Below are 18,403 nucleotides of genomic sequence, written 5' to 3'. Positions count from 1 at the left end.
CGACGTCGTGCCTCCGCGCACCTCGGCGCCGCCGATCGGAACTGCTTAGCGAGGTCAATATGGACGCGATCGATCTGAAGATCCTGGCACTGCTGCAGAACGACGCCACTCTGTCGATCGCGACGATCGGAGAGAAGGTCGGCCTGTCTCAGACGCCGTGCTGGAAGCGTATCCAGCGCCTCGAAGCCGATGGCGTGATCGACCGCAGGGTCGCGGTTCTCGATCCCGTCAAGCTGGGTCTCGGCCTCACCGTCTTCGTGTCCATCGAAACGTCGGACCATTCCCGCGATTGGCTCGAGCGCTTCGCCTCGACCGTCGCCGCCATGCCCGAAGTGCTGGAGTTCTACCGCATGGCGGGGGATGTGGATTACATGTTGCGGGTCGTTGTCGCTGATATGCAGGCTTACGACACATTCTATAAGCAGCTCATCGCCACCTTGCCGCTCAAGAACGTGACGTCGCGCTTCGCCATGGAAAAAGTGAAGTCGACAACGGCACTTCCGCTGCCGGCCGCTCCCTCGAACGGTCGTTTCACGCCAACCCTCTCGGTCGTGGCGGGAGAATAAAATTCTATATTGCGCTGCAAGGATAGGCAGCTCCTTCTACCCCGACGTCGTTCTGTAAAACGGACATCCCGTTGACAGCCGGCCTCTCAGGACGACATGGCTTACCGATGGCACGACAAGCGATCCTTCCCCAAACCGCCCCGTTCAACGACAGCGAACGCGCGAGCCTCGACTCGGTCCTCGGCGGAGCGACGCCGATCCAACGCGCTTGGCTCGCGGGCTTCCTCGCGGGGTTGGATGCGGCCGGCGGCCAGAATGCCGTGGCACCCGCAGCGCCGCCGAAGGCATCCGAGCCGTTGACGATCATCTACGCAAGTGAATCCGGCAATTGCGAAGCCCTGGCCGGCACCGTGGCCAAGCTCGCCAAGAAAAGCGGCTTCAAGCCGAAAGTGGTGGATTTCGCCGACCTCGACATCGCGACGCTGCCCGGCGCGAAGAACGTGATCGCCATCGCCGCCACCTGGGGCGAGGGTGAGCCTCCGGCACGCGCCACCCGCGCCTATAACGAATTGATGGCCGACGGCGCCCCTCGCCTCGACGGCGTGAATTTCGGCGTGCTGGCGCTCGGCGACACTTCCTATGTGGAGTTCTGCGCCATCGGGAAGGCGCTCGATGCGCGGTTCGAGGCGCTGGGCGGAAAGCGTAGTGTGGACCGCGCCGATCTCGATCTCGATTTCGACAAGCCCGCCGCCGATTGGATCAAGAACACCCTGAAGGCTCTGGCGCCCGCGCCGAGCGCCGACAACGTCGTGGCGGTCGATTTCGCCGGCCGCGCCGCCGTCGAGGACGACGATGCCGAGCCGAGCCGCGAACCGGTCGTGGTCGAGGTGGTGGATCACATCAACCTCAACTCGTCGCTTTCGGACAAGGAGACGATCCACCTCGCGCTCGAATTCCCGGACGGTGCCCCCGCCTACGAGCCCGGCGATTCGCTGGAGATCTACCCGGAGAACGATCCGGCCCTCGTGGAGGAGATCCTGAAGGCGACGAATCTCGCAGGGGACGAGAGCCTGCGCAAGGCGCTCCTCGCGGAGCGCGACATCACCACGTTGTCGGCCACCACGGTGGAGCGATTCGTGAAGGCGACGGGCCATTCCGAGGCGCAGAAGCTCATCGACAGCGGTGAGGTGAAAGCCTGGATCGAGGGTCGCCACCTCATCGATCTCATCGAGACCTTTCCCGCGACGTTCTCGGCCGAGCATCTCAACACCATCACGCGGCCCTTGCCACCACGGGCCTATTCCATCGCTTCCTCGCGCAAGGAAGTGGGCGACGAGGTCCATCTCGCCATCGTCGCCGTTCGTTACGACAGCCATGGCCGCTCCCGGTCGGGCGTCGCCTCGGTCCATGTGGCCGACCGGATCAAGAACGGCGCCAAGCTGCGGGTGAAATTGAAGCCGAACCGGCATTTCCGCCTGCCGCAGGACCCGGCCACGGACATCATCATGGTAGGCCCCGGCACCGGCGTCGCCCCGTTCCGCGCCTTCGTGCAGGAGCGCCGCGCCATCGAGGCCACCGGTCGCTCGTGGCTCTTCTTCGGTGACCGCCACTTCACCCACGACTTCCTCTACCAACTCGAATGGCAGGACGCCCTGGAAGACCGCTCGTTGACGAAGATCGACGTCGCCTTCTCGCGCGACCAGCCCGAGAAGATCTACGTACAGGACCGCATCCGCCAGCACGCCAAGGAAGTGGTGGAATGGCTCGATGGCGGCGCCAGCTTCTATGTCTGCGGCGACGCGAACCGGATGGCCAAGGACGTGCGCAACGCCGTCGTCCAGGCCTATGCCGAGGTCAAATCGCTGAGCGACACCGATGCCGAAGCCGCGGTGGCGGCTCTGGAGCGGACCCATCGCTACCAGCAGGACGTCTACTAGGGCGCGTTGTTCCTCCCCCGCTCAAATGGGGATGCGCTTGCGGCGCCCAAAAATGAATTGAACAAGACCGGATCATCGCCATGGACGACCTGACTCCTCCCCGCACCTACGAGACCCCGCCGACGACCCGTCCGATCGACGAGGCCGACGCGGCCCGCGAGGCGGGCCTCGCGCATAACGAGCACATCAAGATCGCGAGCGGCTTCCTGCGCGGCACCCTGGCGGATGGCCTGCTCAAGCATGCCACCGGGGCGATCTCGGAGGATGACGGCCAGCTCGTGAAGTTCCACGGGATGTACCTGCAGGACGATCGCGACCTGCGCCCCGAGCGCACCAAGAAGAAGCTCGACAAGGCCTACAGCTTCATGATCCGCCTGCGCATTGCCGGCGGCGTCGTCACGCCCAAGCAATGGCTCGTCCTCGACAACATCGCCACCACCTACGCCAACGGCACGTTGCGGGCGACGACCCGCCAGACCTTCCAGTATCACGGCGTCATCAAGTCGAACCTCAAGCGGACCATGGCCGCCATCGACGCAGCCCTGCTCGATACCATCGCGGCGTGCGGCGACGTGAACCGCAACGTCATGGCCTCGACGAATCCGGCCCAATCGGGTGCCCACAAGGCTGCATACGATCTCGGCAAGGCGATCTCCGACACGCTCCTGCCGAAGACCAATGCCTGGCGCGAGATCTGGCTCGATGGCGAGAAGGTGATCGGCGGCGAACCGGAATTCGAGCCCGTCTACGGCAAGACCTACCTGCCCCGTAAGTTCAAGATCGTCATCGCGGTGCCGCCGTCGAACGAAGTCGACGTCTTCGCCCATGATCTCGGCTTCATCGCGATCCTCGACAAGAAGAACGAAGTCACCGGCTGGAACGTCACGGTCGGCGGCGGCATGGGCATGACCCATGGCGAGCCGGACACGTTCCCGCGTACCGCCGATGTGATGCTGTTCTGCAAGCCGGACGAGGCGGTGCGGGTCGCCGAGGCGGTGATGACGGTCCAGCGCGACTGGGGCAACCGCAAGAACCGCAAGAACGCCCGTCTGAAATACACGATCGAGCGCTACGGCCTCGCCGCCTTCCGCGCCGAGGTGGAGAAGCGCTTCGGCAAGCCCCTCTCCGACCCGAAACCCTTCACCTTCACGGGCAACGGCGACCGCTTCGGCTGGACCGAGGGTGACGATGGCCGCCACCACCTGACCCTCTACGTCCCGTCCGGCCGCATCAAGGACGATCTGGGCGACGGGCCGAAGCTTCTGGCGGGCCTGCGCCGGATCGCGGAGATCCACGAGGGCGACTTCCGCCTCACCGGCAACCAGAATGTCATCATCGCCAACGTGCCGTCCGAGAAGCGGGCGGAGATCGAGGCGCTGGTGGACGAGTACGGGATGCAGAAGGGCGCAAGCGCCCTGCGTCGCAATTCCATCGCCTGCGTCGCCCTGCCGACCTGCGGATTGGCGCTCGCCGAGAGCGAACGCTACCTGCCGGATCTGATGACGGAACTGGAGGAGAGCCTCGCCTCGCACGGGCTGCAGGACGACGAGATCACGATCCGCATGACCGGCTGCCCGAATGGCTGCGCCCGGCCGTTCATCGCCGAGATCGGCTTCGTCGGTCGCGGCCCGGAGCGCTACCACCTCTATCTCGGTGCCGCCTTCGATGGTTCGCGCCTCGGCAAGCTCTACGCCGAGGATGTGAGCAGCTCCGAGATCAGGACCATCCTCGATCCGCTCTTCGCGGCCTATGCGCAGGGCAAGACGGCGGGCGAGCGCTTCGGCGACTTCCTCATCCGCGCCGGCTATGTCGAGAAAACCTTCAACGGACCGGACTTCCATACGAAGACCGGCGCCCTGAAGGCTGTTGCCTGAACCGAACTTCCTCCGTGCATTGCTTCGGCAATGTTGCAGTGCACGGGGGTTTGTCTTTACGGCCAAGCTCGAGTGGGGACCGAATATAAGTTCGAGACGCCTGAACTCTGACGCGGCTTAGCGGTTGATCTGGAGAATCGACCGGAGGCTGCGATGGCCAAGCACGAGATCCTGAATTTCTTCGAACATCGCCGCGACGGCGCCTGGATCTGCGTGAAGCCCTTCACGCTGACGACGAAGCAGACGAGCGTCGATATCCGACAGGGCATGCGGTTCGATTACGGCAAGCGTGTCGGCGGCGTGGACCTGGCCGAGTATCTGGAACAGCTCGGATCGCAGTTCGGCTCGTAAACCCACACCCGCTTGCTGTCGGTGTTGTGAGCGTCCGCTTCGGCCACGGCTCATGTGTATCGTGAGCCCGACATTCGTTATTGAAGTCGCCTTCGCCTCATCTCTTCGCGGGAACGGAGGCGGTCACGGTTGCCTGTCCTGAATGTCGTATCACTGACGGCACGTTGACCGCCCCGCAATCGTGGATCGTCGCCGTCAGCGATCCGTGAGCGGTAGAGACACGGGGGGCTCCGGACATCCCACGCGGTGTCCCAAGGTGCGCCGGCCGCTACTTCAAATCGTTCGCTCGTGATGGTCCGACGAGACCTTCCGCCGACCTCACCGTCTCCTGGACGAGCCGCTTCGATTCAGCGCTGGGATCATTCCTGCACCGTTCATCTGTTCCGTGCGATGATCCACTGTTCAACGCCGTGTTTTTGACGGCTGGAGGCAGGAGATTTAGGGTCCGTTTATGACAATCACCGTCGACCCGTTGCAGGCGAGCCTGGAAGACGCGGCCCCCACGACACGATGCAGGATTCTGTCGACGGCCGAGCGTTTCTTTCGCGAGATCGGCTACCAGAAGACCACCGTCTCCGACATCGCCAAGACGCTCCGGATGAGCCCGGCCAATGTCTATCGGTTCTTCGAATCGAAGAAAGCCATCAACGAGGCGGTGGTCGAACGCGTCACCCGTGAGGTCGAGGCGCTGATCGCGGGCATCGCCGTGGCTCCTGGCCTCAGCGCGGACCAGCGGGTCGCGGAAATCATCCGGGAGCTTCACCGCGACTGTATCGAACGCTGCAAGGACAACCCGCGCATCCATGAGATGGTGGAAGCCGCCATGACGGAGAGTTGGGGGGTGTGCCGGCACCATATCGACCGGATCGGCGCGGCATTGGAGCGGGTGGTGACGGACGGTGTCCGCAGCGGCGAGTTCCAGGTCGAGGATCCCGCGACCACCGCCGCGTGCCTGCACGTGGCGATCACGCGCTATTGCCATCCCGTTCTGGTCAGTCAGTACCCCAATGCGCCGGCGCCACCCATCGATGCGATGATCGCCTTCCTGTTGCGGGCGCTCCACGAACCCGCCGGGACCACCACCCCGGTCAAGGCCAGGGAACCGGCCGAGCCGCTGTAGCGCGCCGAGATCATCAGCCCATCTGAGCGAGGATCGCCTGCGCCGCGGCGCGAGGATCGGCGCTCTGGGTGATCGGCCGGCCGACGACGATGTGATCGATCCCCACCGCCATGGCGGCCGCCGGCGTCAACACGCGCTTCTGGTCGCCGAGATCGTCACCCACCGGGCGGATGCCGGGCGTCACGACCAGCCGCGACGGGCCGATGGCGGACCTTACGGAGGCTGCTTCGACGGCACTGCAGACGATGCCGCCGATCCCGGCCTCGGCCGCCTGCCTTGCGCGCAAAGCCACCAGATCCGCGATGGGCATGGCGTAGCCCGCCTCGTCCGCATCGGCCTGATCGTAGGAGGTGAGCACGGTGACCGCGAGGATCGTCGGCCCGCCCCGGCCGGCACCCCGAACGGCGGCGCGCATGGTCTGCGGATAGGCATGGACGGTGAGGAAGGTCGCGCCGAGGTCGGACAGCGCCCGAACGCCGTCTTCCACGGTATTGCCGATATCGTGCAGCTTCAGGTCGATGAAGACCTTCAGGCCCGCTCTCGAAAGCCGCTGCACCAGGGGAAGGCCGCCCGAATAGGCCAGCCGGTACCCGATCTTGTAGAAGGTCGCGGCATCGCCGATGCGGTCCACCAGCGCCTCGGCCTCGGCCACGCTCGGCAGGTCGAGGGCGACGATGAGGCGGTCTCGCGGATCGTTGGCGGCGTGGGACATGGAAGGCTCCGGGGGATCAGGTGACGGATCGCCGCCACGGCGCTCCATGTCAACGCGGGCGGCCCTGTCACCCACGCGTCATCACCCGGGAAACCTCCTCCTTCAGCACCGGCAGCAATTCGGCCTCGAACCACGGATTGGTCCGGAGCCAGCCGTTGTTCCGCCAGGACGGGTGCGGCAAGGGAAGCACGCGCGGCCGGCGCGGCTCATCGAGAATGGTTCGCCAGTTGCGCACCATGGCGGTGAGACCACCCTCGACCCGGCCGAGATGCCAGGCTTGCGCGTATTGGCCGATGACCAGGATGAGCTCCATCTCGGGCAGGCCCTCGAACAGCGTGTCCCGCCAGCGTTCGGCGCATTCACGACGCGGCGGCTTATCGCCCCCCTTCGCGTCGAGGCCAGGGAAACACGCGCCCATGGGCACGATGGCCAGCCGCGTGGCGTCGTAGAAATCCGGCTCGGAGAGGCCGAGCCACGACCTCAGGCGGATGCCGGACGGATCCATGAACGGGACACCGCTCTTGTGCGCCCGGTTCCCCGGAGCCTGGCTGGCGATGCAGAGACGCGCCGAACTCGAGCCCTGGACGATGGGTTTGGGCTCCTGCGGCAGGGGCGCGCCATAGAGCGGCGCGTCGCGGCACAGGCGGCAGGCGCGGAGGGACGCGGCGGTCGATTCGAACGAGGTCATGCGTCGTGACAGGTAGTGTGAACACGGGATCCTGGGAGTACGGGACGTGGGAACGAGAGGCCGCACCCCGCGCTTGAATCGTCGGAGGAGCCCACGACGCCGGCCTCCCCCGCGAGCACGCCCTACCGAGGAACACAGGGAGCACCCCATGGCCTTCATCACCGCGCAGGACGGCACCAGCCTCTACTACAAGGATTGGGGTCACGGGCGGCCCGTCGTGTTCCTCCACGGTTGGCCCCTCGACGCGGATATGTGGGAATATCAGATGGTGCCCGTGGCCGAGGCGGGCTTCAGGACCATCGCGTATGACCGCCGTGGCTTCGGACGCTCGGAGCAGCCGTGGCAGGGCTACGATTACGATACGTTCGCCGACGACCTGAAAGCGGTGCTGGACGCCCTCGACCTCACCGACGTGACCCTGGTCGGATTTTCCATGGGGGGCGGAGAGGTGGTGCGCTACCTGTCGCGGCACGGCAGCGCCCGGATCTCACAGGCGGTCCTGATCTCGGCGGTGACGCCGATGATGCTGAAGACCCCGGACCATCCCGACGGCGTTGATGCCAGCGTGTTCGAGGAGATCATCGACGGGCTGAGGATGGATCGGCCGTCCTTCCTCGCCAATTTCAACAAGGGCTTTTTCGGTGCCGGCATGTTCACCTCGCCGGCATCGCCTGAGATGATCGCCTGGGCCGGGCAGGTCGCCATGCTGGCCTCGCCCAAGGCCACCATCGCCTGCGTGAAGGCCTTCTCCGAGACCGATTTCCGTCCCGACATGGCGAAGGTGACGGTGCCCTGCCTGATCATCCATGGCGATGCCGACCAGACGGTGCCGATCGACGTCAGCGGAAAGGTCGCGGCCTCAGCCGTGCCGAGCGCGGAATTCGAAATCTACGAGGGGGCTCCGCACGCGATCCCGCTCACCCATCACGAGCGTCTGACGACGGACCTCATCGACTTCCTGAGGCGCTGACGCCGCCGCGATTGGCGGAGGCGCGCTCGCGGTCGAGCTCAGACCCCCTTCAACCCGCTCAGGTCGAGGGGAAGCGAGCGCAGCCTCTGGCCTGTCGCGGCAAAGATTGCGTTCGAGATCGCCGGGGCGATGACGGGCACACCCGGCTCGCCGATGCCGGTCGGGGCAACGTCGGAGGCCACGATATGGACCTCCACCACCGGCATCTCGCTCATGCGCGTCGGCTCGTAGGCGTCGAAGTTCTTCTCCTGCACCACCCCGTCCGTCAGCGTGATCCTGTTGCGCAGCACGGAGGAGAGCGCGAAGCCGACCGATCCTTCCACCTGGGCGCGGATCACGTCGGGGTTGACGGCGATGCCCACATCCACCGCCGCGACGATGCGGTTGACCTTCACATGGCTCCCATCCGCCGTGATGTCGGCCACCATCGCCACGTAGGAGCCGAAGGATTCGTGCGCCGAGATGCCGAGGCCCTGCCCCTTGCCGCTACTGCGCTTGGCCCAATCCGCCTTCTCGGCGGCGAGCTTCAGGACGGCGGAGAGGCGCGGCGCGCCGCCGAGCATCCCGAGGCGGTAAGCCAGCGGGTCGGCCCCTGCGGCATGGGCCAGCTCGTCGATGAACACCTCCATCGCCTGCGCCGTATGGGTGTGGCCCACCGAGCGCCACCACAGGACGGGAACGCCCTCACGGGCGTTATGGACCTCGAACCGGTAGGCCGGGATGGCGTAGGGCGTGTCCGATGCGCCCTCGACGGTGGTGGAATCGACGCCGTTCTTGACCAGCATCGCCTCGAAGGGCGAGCCGATCATGATCGATTTGCCCACCATCCGGTGCTGCCAGCCGGTCACGGCGCCCTTGGCGTCGATCCCGGCCTTGAGGGTGTGGAGCACCATCGGGCGGTAATAGCCGCCCGCCATGTCGTCTTCGCGGGTCCAGACCAGATGGACCGGCGCCTTGCCGCCGGTCGCCTTCATGATCGAGGCCGCCTCGGCGATGTAATCGGCCGTCGGCGTCGCCCGTCGCCCGAACGATCCGCCGGCCCATTGCGTGTGCAGCCTGACCTTGTCGGCCGTCACGCCGAGGGTCGCGGCGGCGACTGCCTGTTCGATCGTCTGGAATTGCAGGCCGGCATAGATGTCGTAGCTGCCGTCGGATGCGCGCTCGATCGTGGCGTTCAGAGGCTCCATCGCGGCGTGGGCGAGGTAGGGGAAGGTGAATTCCGCCTCGATGACCTTGGCCGAACCGGCGAGAGCGGCGGCGGGATCGCCCTTCTCCGACGCGACGATTCCGGGGCGCTTGGCCGTCTCGCGATACTCGGCGAGGATCGTGTCCGAGGAGCGCTTCTCCGCAGCGCTCTCATCCCAGGTGACCGAGAGAGCGTCGCGGCCCTTCATGGCCGACCACGTATCCTTGGCGAGAACGGCGACGCCCGTGGGGATCGTCACCACGTCGATGACGCCCGGCACCGCACGCGCGGCCTTGTCGTCGACCTTCGCCACAATGCCGCCGAAACGCGGGGCATGTGCCACCACTGCAGTCACCTGGCCCGGCCGGCGGATGTCCATGGAATAGATCGCGGTGCCGTCCGTCTTGGCAGCGGAGTCGAGGCGCGGACGCTTCTTGCCGATATGAACCCATTGGCTCGGGTCCTTCAGCTTCGGCTGCTGTGGCACGGGCACCGCCGCGGCGGCTTCCGCCAGGGCGCCGAACCGCTCCTCGCGCTTCGAGGCGAGGTGGCTGACCGTGCCGTTCGAGACCGTGATCTCGGAGGCCGGGACGGACCATTTCTCGGCCGCCGCGGTGACGAGCATCGCGCGGGCGGCGGCACCGGCCTTGCGAAGCTGGAACCAGGAATTGGCCACGGCGGTCGAACCGCCGGTCCCCTGGATCGGCCCCATCAGCAGATTGTTGTAGAGCTTCGCATCGGCGGGAGCGAAGGCCACGCGCACGCGCGACCAGTCGGCATCGAGTTCGTCGGCCAGGATGGTGGCCAGACCCGTCGTATTGCCCTGCCCCATATCCAGATGCTTGATCAGCACGGTGACGGTGTCGTCGGCGGCGATCCGCACGAAGGCGTTCGGTTGAGCCGGGGCGGAGGAGAGATCGGGCCCGGCCGCCGCGCGCACCGGCTTGGCGGGGTCGAGGGTGAAGCCGATCACCAAGGCGCCGGCCGCGACGCCGGCTCCGCCAAGGAAGGCGCGGCGCGACGGACGGGGGGCGGCCGCCTCGGATTTGGTCTGACGGACCTTCAGCATGGCTTCCTCCAGGGCGACGACGGCGGGCATTGCATGGGTTCAGGAGAGTGCCGGCCCTTGGGCCGGCCTTCGGTGCGGATCAGGCGAGGGAGCGCGCGGCTTCGTGGATCGCGGCGCGGACACGCTGATAGGTGCCGCAGCGGCAGATGTTGCCGTCCATGGCACTGTCGATCTCGGCGTCGCTTGGCTTCGGCGTGGTCGAAAGCAGACCGATGGCCGACATGATCTGGCCCGATTGGCAATAACCGCACTGGACCACATCGAGGCCGCGCCACGCGGTCTGGACCGCCTCCGCCACCCTCCCGGACACACCCTGGATCGTCGTGATCTTCGCCTCGCCCACATCGCCGATGCGGGTCTGGCAGGAGCGGACGGGCTGGCCGTCGAGATGCACCGTGCAGGCGCCGCATTGAGCGATGCCGCACCCATATTTCGTACCGGTCTTGCCCAGATGATCGCGCAACGCCCAGAGGAGCGGCATGTCGGGATCGGCATCGACTTCATGCGACGCACCGTCGACATTCAGCTTCAGCATGACATCTCTCCGACTTTAAGTTCGACTACTTCTAAATACTGAATCGACCTGGGAAATGTGCGCTTTCGCACACCAGGCGGGCAGCCGGATCGGGGCCTGCATAGGTGCCAGCGGAGTGAAGCCACGCGATTTAGAGACAAGTGTTCGAATCGCGGCAGGCCGTTCTTAACGTATCTGGCGCACCTTGGCCTTGTCGCTGCACCGACAGGCCGAGGTCCTTTCGACCTCCGTTTTCCCTCGCAAGATCCCCAAGACGGTGATGTCGGACCTGACAGCGGAGATGGTTCAGCGTGGACGCGGTCCTTCGGCACCGGAATCCGTTCGCCGCCGCAAAGTGGCCCGAGACATCCGTTCGGCACGCGAGCGGCTGACCTCGACGAACGGGCTCGAACGCGCCTTCGATTACGAGCTGCTCCGGATCTATGCCGAGTACCGTTCGGGGGCCGGGCTGACCCATGCCGTCCTGGGGCTCGTCATCGCCGGGGCGTCCTCCCTGTGGGTGCCGATTCCCGTCGCCCTGTCCTGGGCCGTCTGCCTGATCTGCGGCGTCGGCCTTTCGATGGGATTGACCAAACATTTCCTCCGGCAATCGGCGGACACCGTCTCGGTGAGACGCTGGCGCAGCGCCTTCATGCTCAGCGAGATCGTCCAGAGTTCGGCATGGGCCCTGATGATCCTCGTGGCCGCGCCCAGCGCCCGCATTTTCGTACTGTTCGGCCTCGTCATCGCCGCCGCGGTGGCCGCGATGCTGGCGGCGACACTGCCCGCCGCCGCCGCCGCCGCGCTGCTCCCGCTGATCCTGGCGGCGCTCTCCCTGCTGGCGTTCTCGCAGGACATGGACACGATCCTGCTCGTCACCATGGTGGTCGGATCGCAGATCTTCTTCCTCGGGCTCGCCCGCCGCGTCTACGCGTCGGCCGTGGGGGCGCTGAAATCGCAGGCGGAAAAGGACGCGATCTTCATCGAACTGGAACAGGCGAAGGGCAATTCCGACGAGGCGCGGCGACGCGCGGAGGAGGCCAATCTCGCCAAGTCGCGTTTCCTCGCGACCATGAGCCACGAATTGCGGACGCCGCTGAACGCCATCCTGGGGTTCTCGGAGGTGATGAAGAACGAGGTTTTCGGCGCCCACGTGGCTCCGTCGTACAAGGAATATGCCGGCGACATCCACGATAGCGGGATGCACCTGCTCAACCTCATCAACGAGATCCTTGACCTGTCGCGCATCGAGGCAGGGCGCTACGAGCTCAACGAGGAGGCGATCCAGCTTGCCCATGCGGTGGACGAGTGCCGCCACATGGTCGCCCTACGGGCGCGTGGAAAGGGTCAAGCCTTCCACGAATTCATCGATCCCGCCCTCCCCCGCATCTGGGCGGATGAGAGGGCCTTGCGCCAGATCGTGCTCAACCTCCTGTCCAACGCGGTGAAATTCACGCCGCCGGGCGGCGACATTACGATCAAGGTCGGGTGGACCGCGTCGGGCGGGCAATATGTCAGCGTGAAGGATAGCGGGCCGGGCATTCCCGAGGACGAACTCGGCACGGTCATGTCGTCGTTCGGTCGCGGCTCCCTGGCGATCAAGACGGCCGAACAGGGGTCGGGTCTCGGCCTGCCCATCGTGAAGGGGCTGGTCGACCTGCATGGCGGCAACTTCCACCTGAAGTCGAAGCCGCGCGAGGGGACGGAGGTCGTGGTGATCTTCCCGGCGAGCCGCGTGATGGACACGCTGCCGGCCCTCAACCTCCCCGAGGAAACGGATTCAGGGACGACCTTGCGCGGTCGCCGAAGCGCGGCCCGCGCAGCCTGAACCGGGCTGGAGCCGCGCGAAGTCGAGATCCGCGCGGCGGGTCGCGCCGGTTTATGCCTCGCTGCGCCCCGATACCCCCGCCTGGGCGAAGGTCGCCATGTCGCGGTGGCAGGCGAGCGCGCCTTTCAGGAGACCGATGGCGAGGGCGGCGCCCGACGCTTCGCCCAGCCGCATCCCAAGAGCCAGCAGCGGCACCAGTCCGAGGCGTTCCAGAACTTCCGCATGGGCCCCCTCCGCCGAGACATGGCCGGCGAGGCAATGGTCCAGCATCGTGGGATCGATGGCGTGGAGGATCGCTGCGGCCGACGTCGCCACGTAGCCGTCGATGACCACGGGGATGCGTTGCATCCGCGCTGCCAGGATGGCGCCGGCCATCGCGGCGATCTCGCGGCCTCCGAGGCGCGACAGCACCTGAAGCGGGTCGTCGAGATGGCCGGCATGGAAGGCCAAGGCGGCCTCCACGGCCGCGACCTTGCGCTCGATCCCGGCCGCATCGACGCCGGTGCCACGCCCGACCCAATGCGCCGCCTCGCCACCGTAAAGCGCCGCGTAGATGGCCGCCGCGATGGTGGTGTTGCCGATCCCCATCTCGCCGAGGCCGAGGCAATCCGTGCCGGCGGCGATGGCCTCCATCCCGAAGGCCATGGTGGCCACGCATTCCTTCTCGGTGAAGGCCGGGCCTTCGCAGATGTCGCCGGTGGGAAGATCGATGGCGAGGTCGAAGACCTTGAAGCCGAGGCCGTAGGCGGCACAGAGCTGATTGATCGCGGCACCGCCCGCCGCGAAATTGTCGAGCATCTGGCGGTTCACCTCCGCCGGGAAGGCGGAGACACCGCGCTTGGTGACCCCGTGACTGGCGGCGAAGACGCAGACGAGAGGGCGGTCGAGGCTGGGCTGGCCCTTGCCCTGCCAGGCCGCGAGCCATTCGACGAGGTTCTCGAGGCGACCCAGCGCACCGGCCGGCTTCGTCAGCAGCGCATCCCGCTCGCGCACCATCGTGACGGCATCCCGGTCCGCGCCCGGCACGGAGGCGATCAGGCGGCGGATGTCGGAGAACGGCGTCTGGTCGGAATGATCGTTGGTCGGGGGTGTCTGGGTCATCGCGCGAAACTTGCCTTGGGTCTCGGCGCGTCCGGTATGGCGGCCTGCCTGTGGGGCGAGCTATAACCAACGGGGCGCGAACGGTGAAGGCAGGCCTCCATGACACAAGGCCGGGATCTGGAACCGGAAGACACGTTTCCCGGCGCTTCGTTGGCCTACGATCTCGCGGCGTGCCTGCGGTTCTATTCGAGGCTACCGGTGCCGCGCCTTCCCGGCGAGGGCGACCCGCATCGCTTGCCCGACTTCCGCACCCTGCCGCGGCTGCTGCCCGTGGCGGGTCTCATCCTCGCCCTGCCCTCCGCGCTGATCCTGCTCGTCGCTTGGGGGCTGGATCTCGGGCCGTTCCTGGCGGCGACCCTCGCGGTGGCGGTGGGGACGCTGGTGACGGGGGCGCTGCACGAGGACGGTCTCGCGGACGTGGCGGACGGGTTCGGCGGCGGCGCGACGCGCGAGCGCCGCATCGAGATCATGCGCGACAGCCGGATCGGCGCCTATGGCGGCGTCGCCCTCGTCCTGACCCTCGCCCTGAGGATCGGCGCATTCGCGACCCTTCTCGATCGCACCGGGGCCATGGCGGCGATGGCTCTCCTGCTGGCCGCGTCCCTTTCGCGCAGCGCCGCGCTCGCGCCGATGGTGCTGCTCGGCCCCGCCCGTCCCGGCGGGGCGGGCGCGTCGGTGGGCGTGCCCGATCGCCGGACCATCGCAATCGTCGCGTCTCTCACCCTCGTCTTCGTCGCGATTGGCTGGATCGCCGGCTTGCCCGTCCTCGGCATGGTGCTGATGCCCGCCCTGGCGCTGGGAGCATCCCTCGGCCTCACCGCCCTGGCCCGCGCCAAGATCGGCGGCCAGACCGGCGACGTCATCGGAGCCTGCCAGCAGGTGGCGGAGATCGCGGCGCTTCTCGGCCTCGTGGCGACGGTCCCGCGCTGACCATGGCACTTTGGCGCTTGATCGCGACCCACGCCTGAGGGCATGGAACGGCCATGACCCAGCCTGTCGCCCCGAGGGCTTCGAGCCCCTGCACGAAGCTCTGCATTCTCGACGCGGCGACCGGGCTCTGCGAGGGCTGCGGACGCACGCGCGAAGAGATCGGGATGTGGGGCTCGCTGTCGGAGACGAAGCGGCAAGCCATCATGGCGACCCTCGGACATCGCCTTCGCGCCGCTTATCCCCTGCGTGGGAAGGCCGTGGCCGGGCCATGATCTACGCCGCCCTCGCGATCCTTCTCGGCATCGTCGCCTTTCTCGTCCTCTCGGATGGTGAGAGCACGGTGGCCGGGCTGGACAAGGACCAGCTCGCACGCCTCGCCTTCAGCGGAACCCTGCTGACGATCTTCCTCGCCGGGTTCTGGCATCGGTTCAGCCAACAGATCGGCACCAACCTGAAGGCGCTGCTGTTCTGGGCCGCCCTCACCGTCGCCCTGGTCGCGGGCTACGCCTACAAGGAGGAGGCCGGGGATGTCGGCAATCGCCTTGTCGGGACGCTGCGGCCCGGCAGCGCCGTCACATCCGGCGATGGAAGCGTCACGATCAACCGCCGGGCGGACGGGGCCTTCTCCGTGCGGGCAGAGGTGAACGGCCGCGCCCAGGTCTTCCAGTTCGATACGGGCGCGAGTTCCGTCGTCCTCACGGCGGAGAACGCGGCCGCCATCGGGATCGCGCCGCCGGACTCCGACTTCTCGATCCGGGTCTCGACCGCCAACGGCACCGCGATGGCCGCCCCCGTCTATCTCGACAGCCTCACCGTGGGCACGATCACCGAACGGCGCGTCTCGGCCCTGGTGAGCCGCCGCGGCGCCTTGTCGGGCAACCTCCTCGGGATGAGCTTTCTCGACAGGCTCGGCTCCTACGAGGTGCGGGGCGACCGGCTGGTCCTGCGCCCGGTCCGATAGGGCGGCCCGCGCGATATCGACTCCAGCCCTGGCTTCGCGTCAGCCGTTCGAGGATGCGGACGCGCTCGACGACGGGAATGCGTAGCGAAGGTAAGCCTGGACGAAGTCGGGCATCGACCGGGGGTCGATCTCGTCGCTGGACGCGACCGTGATGAAACCAGCCAGTTCCGGCTCGATTTCGGCGAGGCGATGGCGCTCCATGTCCTGCCGCAGTGTGTTTGCCTGATCGGGGAACGTCACGGGCCGCAGAAATGCCGCTTGGCTCTTTCCGCGAAGCAGAAGCCATTGGTTCTGCGCACCGGCCGGAAGTGCCATGCCGGTCTCCTCGACGAACTCGCGCTCCGCGCTTCCGGCCAGATCGACCGTGTCACCGTCACGCACGTCATCGAGATCCGGCGTGCCGCAGGGGAAATAAGCCTGCCCGGCATTGGCCGTGTGAGCGCCCATGACACCGAGAAGCACGACGCCATCCGACCCGTGAGGGGCAATGGCCGCGAAGGCGTTCAGAACGGTGGGGTCGTGGGAGCCCAGGTCCTTGTGGGTGATGAAGCTCGCGTAGGACGTCTCGAACAGTTCGACGGAACAGAATGCCCCCTCGAGCCGGCACGATTTCGCGAGGAGGACGCGTCCGTCGAACAGCCCGGACCGTGCGGCGCAGCGCCGACGCCAGTTCTCGGAGATGAGAGCCGCGTTGGCCTGCGCCCATTCCCATGCGAACGGCACCAGCCGCGCCGTCACCCCCTCGATCCGCGTGAGGGTGAAGCCATCAGACAAGCAGGGTCCCCTCACTCATCACCACGGCCGAACCACCGATCTCGACGGATTGGAGGGCTCCGGATTCGATGACCAGTTGGAGCGCGATCTCGCTCGGACGGCCCATGGCGACGCCCTGGCGGATCAGGACATCGTGCTCGCCGTCACCGAGAGGCTCGAACTCCATCATCACGCCGGCGAAGGCCGCGGCGGCGGACCCCGTTGCCGGGTCCTCCGTCACTCCGAGATGAGGCGCGAACATCCGGGTCTGGAAGCGGAGGCCGAGGCCCTCCGGGTCCATTGCGTAGAGGTAGAGCGCCGTCTGAGGATCCAGGGTGGAGAAGGCGGCGAGGTCCACACGCGCCGCGTCGAGCTTCGCCCGCGTATTGACCGGCACGAACAGGAAAGCCGGCCCTGCCGTGTGCCGGCTCGGCACGTGGCGCCCGAAGCCGATATCCTGCGTCTCCAACCCGATCATCTGCGCGAGGAGCGTCGCGTCCGGTCCCTCGCCATCGTATTGCGGCAGGATCGGGAGCTTGAAGCGCCCACGGCCGCGCCCCTCGCCCGCTTCGACGACGCAGGCCACGGTGCCGATCGTCTCTTCGAGACCGAAGGCGGTGGCGTCGGTGAGTCCGGATTTCGCATCGTGCAATGCCAGCAGGATCGCCGCCCCGAGCGTCGGGTGGCCGGCGAACGGAAGCTCGCGCGTGGGCGTGAAAATGCGGAGGCGGGCCTTGTGGCGTGCTTCCGTCGGCGGCAGCACGAACACCGTCTCGGACAGGTTGAACTCACCCGCAATCCGCTGCATCGCCGCGTCGTCGAGCCCTTCCGAATCCAGCACCACGGCCAGCGGATTCCCGGCAAAGGGCGTGTCGGTGAAGACGTCGAGGGTGACGAAGCGGCGGCTCATCGGCTTTTCCTTTTCGTTGACCATCAGATCGGCTCTACGGGAAACGTCTCGCTGGGTGCCACGAACTCGTCCTGCGCGTCGACGGTGAGGATCTCGCGCGAACCCGCCTCGGCCGTGCGGCGCAGGAGCCCGTAGACCGAAGCACCGGCCATGCCCAAAGCCAAAGCCGCCGAGCCGGTGCGGGCGTAATGGACGAGGAACAGGGCCGCGATGGCATCGCCCGCTCCGTTCACGTCGAGGGCGAGGCGCGGGGTGCGCAGGCGCCAGAACAGGCCGCCCTCCCCCGCCATCAGGTCGATGGACTCGGACGGGGTGTCCTCGGTGACCAGGGACGTCACCAGCACGACGCGCGGCCCCAAAGCCTGGATCGCCGCCACCGCGGCCTTGGCCTCGCCGAGGGTGCCGGTGGGCAGGCCCGACAGGAAGTTCAGCTCGAACTGGTTCGGGGTGACGATGTCGGCGGCGGGCAGAGCCTGATCCCGCAGGAATTCAGGGATGCCGGGGCGGACATAGATGCCTCGCCCGGTATCGCCCATCACCGGATCGCAGCAATACAGCGCCTTTGGGTTGGCGCTCCGCACCGCCGCCACGGCCCGCACGATGGCGGTGCCGATATCGGCCGAGCCCATATAGCCGGACAGGACGCCATCGCATTGCCCGAGCATGCCGCGCTCCGCGATACCGAGCACGAGGTCCTCGATCATCGGCCCATCGAACACACGGCCGCGCCAGGCGCCGTAGCCGGTATGGTTGGAGAACTGCACGGTATGGATCGGCCAGACCTCGACGCCGAGCCGCTGCATGGGAAACACCGCCGAGGCATTGCCCACATGGCCGAAGGCGACGTGCGATTGGATCGATAGAATTCTCATCGGCGTATTCGGCCTTGCTTCGACGGGTGCGAGCGCGACGGGCAGCGTCGTAGCCGGTTTTGTCCCACGGTGCATTCACAACCGACGTGAGGCCCCCTTCGTGACGAGATCGACCCTTGCC

General features: G+C 66.9%; 18 protein-coding genes. 10 read left to right on the top strand and 8 right to left on the bottom strand.

All coding sequences use genetic code 11. From position 1 onward, the window contains the following. The first annotated feature begins 59 nt into the window (after positions 1-59). The 5 genes from IPV08_RS15775 (at position 60) to IPV08_RS15755 (ending at position 5,788) form a co-directional block, all read left to right on the top strand. The gene (locus tag IPV08_RS15775) at positions 60-566 is read left to right on the top strand and encodes an Lrp/AsnC family transcriptional regulator (RefSeq protein ID WP_018042510.1); all 507 of its coding nucleotides are present in this window, start codon (positions 60-62) and stop codon (positions 564-566) included. 107 nt (positions 567-673) lie between these two features. Beyond that, positions 674-2,443, top strand: coding sequence for a flavodoxin domain-containing protein (locus IPV08_RS15770; protein WP_207412543.1), 1,770 nt, complete (start codon positions 674-676; stop codon positions 2,441-2,443). 80 nt (positions 2,444-2,523) lie between these two features. Further along, positions 2,524-4,317: an NADPH-dependent assimilatory sulfite reductase hemoprotein subunit gene (locus IPV08_RS15765; RefSeq protein ID WP_207412542.1), complete on the top strand. Its 1,794-nt coding sequence runs from the start codon at positions 2,524-2,526 to the stop codon at positions 4,315-4,317. Positions 4,318-4,470: 153 nt separating this feature from the next. Further along, positions 4,471-4,668 carry a hypothetical protein gene (locus tag IPV08_RS15760; RefSeq protein ID WP_056428824.1) on the top strand — a complete coding sequence of 66 codons (198 nt, stop codon included), beginning with the start codon at positions 4,471-4,473 and terminating at the stop codon, positions 4,666-4,668. Positions 4,669-5,119: 451 nt separating this feature from the next. After that, a complete protein-coding gene (locus IPV08_RS15755) occupies positions 5,120-5,788 on the top strand; it encodes a TetR/AcrR family transcriptional regulator (protein ID WP_207412541.1) in 669 nt (222 codons plus the stop codon). Positions 5,789-5,801: 13 nt separating this feature from the next. On the opposite strand, the gene pyrF is transcribed toward IPV08_RS15755, so the two are convergent. Both pyrF and IPV08_RS15745 read right to left on the bottom strand, forming a co-directional pair. After that, positions 5,802-6,500, bottom strand: a complete 699-nt coding sequence (pyrF, locus tag IPV08_RS15750; protein WP_207412540.1) for an orotidine-5'-phosphate decarboxylase — start codon at positions 6,498-6,500, stop codon at positions 5,802-5,804. Positions 6,501-6,567: 67 nt separating this feature from the next. After that, complete coding sequence (locus IPV08_RS15745) at positions 6,568-7,188, bottom strand: uracil-DNA glycosylase family protein (RefSeq protein WP_207412539.1); 621 nt, start codon at positions 7,186-7,188, stop codon at positions 6,568-6,570. Positions 7,189-7,336: 148 nt separating this feature from the next. On the opposite strand from IPV08_RS15745, the gene IPV08_RS15740 reads away from it, so the two are divergent. After that, a complete protein-coding gene (locus IPV08_RS15740) occupies positions 7,337-8,158 on the top strand; it encodes an alpha/beta hydrolase (protein WP_207412538.1) in 822 nt (273 codons plus the stop codon). 38 nt (positions 8,159-8,196) lie between these two features. On the opposite strand, the gene IPV08_RS15735 is transcribed toward IPV08_RS15740, so the two are convergent. Beyond that, positions 8,197-10,413 carry a xanthine dehydrogenase family protein molybdopterin-binding subunit gene (locus IPV08_RS15735; RefSeq protein ID WP_056428967.1) on the bottom strand — a complete coding sequence of 739 codons (2,217 nt, stop codon included), beginning with the start codon at positions 10,411-10,413 and terminating at the stop codon, positions 8,197-8,199. Positions 10,414-10,492: 79 nt separating this feature from the next. Continuing rightward, positions 10,493-10,948: a (2Fe-2S)-binding protein gene (locus tag IPV08_RS15730; protein WP_056428807.1), complete on the bottom strand. Its 456-nt coding sequence runs from the start codon at positions 10,946-10,948 to the stop codon at positions 10,493-10,495. A 259-nt stretch (positions 10,949-11,207) separates the two neighbouring features. Between IPV08_RS15730 and IPV08_RS15725 the strand changes: the two genes are divergently transcribed. Beyond that, on the top strand, positions 11,208-12,755 hold the full coding sequence (locus IPV08_RS15725; protein ID WP_207412537.1) for a HAMP domain-containing sensor histidine kinase: 1,548 nt from the start codon (positions 11,208-11,210) through the stop codon (positions 12,753-12,755). A 51-nt stretch (positions 12,756-12,806) separates the two neighbouring features. Here the strand turns inward: IPV08_RS15725 and cobT are convergent, their stop codons facing one another. Next, complete coding sequence (gene cobT / locus IPV08_RS15720) at positions 12,807-13,856, bottom strand: nicotinate-nucleotide--dimethylbenzimidazole phosphoribosyltransferase (RefSeq protein WP_207412536.1); 1,050 nt, start codon at positions 13,854-13,856, stop codon at positions 12,807-12,809. A 99-nt stretch (positions 13,857-13,955) separates the two neighbouring features. Between cobT and cobS the strand changes: the two genes are divergently transcribed. Genes cobS through IPV08_RS15705 form a run of 3 tightly spaced genes read left to right on the top strand, consistent with a single transcriptional unit; the run spans position 13,956 to position 15,747 of the window. Further along, a complete protein-coding gene (cobS, locus tag IPV08_RS15715) occupies positions 13,956-14,786 on the top strand; it encodes an adenosylcobinamide-GDP ribazoletransferase (protein WP_207412535.1) in 831 nt (276 codons plus the stop codon). Positions 14,787-14,839: 53 nt separating this feature from the next. Further along, positions 14,840-15,058 (top strand): DUF1289 domain-containing protein, encoded by a 219-nt coding sequence (locus IPV08_RS15710; RefSeq protein ID WP_207412534.1) that lies wholly within the window; start codon positions 14,840-14,842, stop codon positions 15,056-15,058. Beyond that, positions 15,055-15,747, top strand: a complete 693-nt coding sequence (locus tag IPV08_RS15705; protein ID WP_207412533.1) for a TIGR02281 family clan AA aspartic protease — start codon at positions 15,055-15,057, stop codon at positions 15,745-15,747. Before IPV08_RS15710 ends, IPV08_RS15705 begins: the two co-directional genes overlap by 4 nt. Positions 15,748-15,786: 39 nt before the next feature. On the opposite strand, the gene IPV08_RS15700 is transcribed toward IPV08_RS15705, so the two are convergent. From IPV08_RS15700 to pdxY, 3 genes are read right to left on the bottom strand one after another with little or no spacing between them, the layout of a single operon-like run. Next, entirely contained in the window at positions 15,787-16,521 is a 735-nt protein-coding gene (locus IPV08_RS15700; protein ID WP_207412532.1) for an NUDIX hydrolase, read from the bottom strand. Continuing rightward, positions 16,514-17,410, bottom strand: a complete 897-nt coding sequence (locus IPV08_RS15695) for a PhzF family phenazine biosynthesis protein (protein ID WP_207412531.1) — start codon at positions 17,408-17,410, stop codon at positions 16,514-16,516. The genes IPV08_RS15700 and IPV08_RS15695 overlap by 8 nt, the downstream gene beginning before the upstream one ends. A gap of 23 nt (positions 17,411-17,433) precedes the next feature. Beyond that, positions 17,434-18,282 (bottom strand): pyridoxal kinase PdxY, encoded by an 849-nt coding sequence (gene pdxY, locus IPV08_RS15690; RefSeq protein WP_056428789.1) that lies wholly within the window; start codon positions 18,280-18,282, stop codon positions 17,434-17,436. Between the last annotated feature and the right edge of the window lie 121 nt (positions 18,283-18,403).

It is taken from the genome of Methylobacterium sp. SD274, from assembly GCF_017355285.1.
In the GTDB taxonomy this organism is placed as follows: Bacteria; Pseudomonadota; Alphaproteobacteria; order Rhizobiales; family Beijerinckiaceae; genus Methylobacterium.
This window is presented reverse-complemented; position numbering and strand designations above follow the sequence as displayed.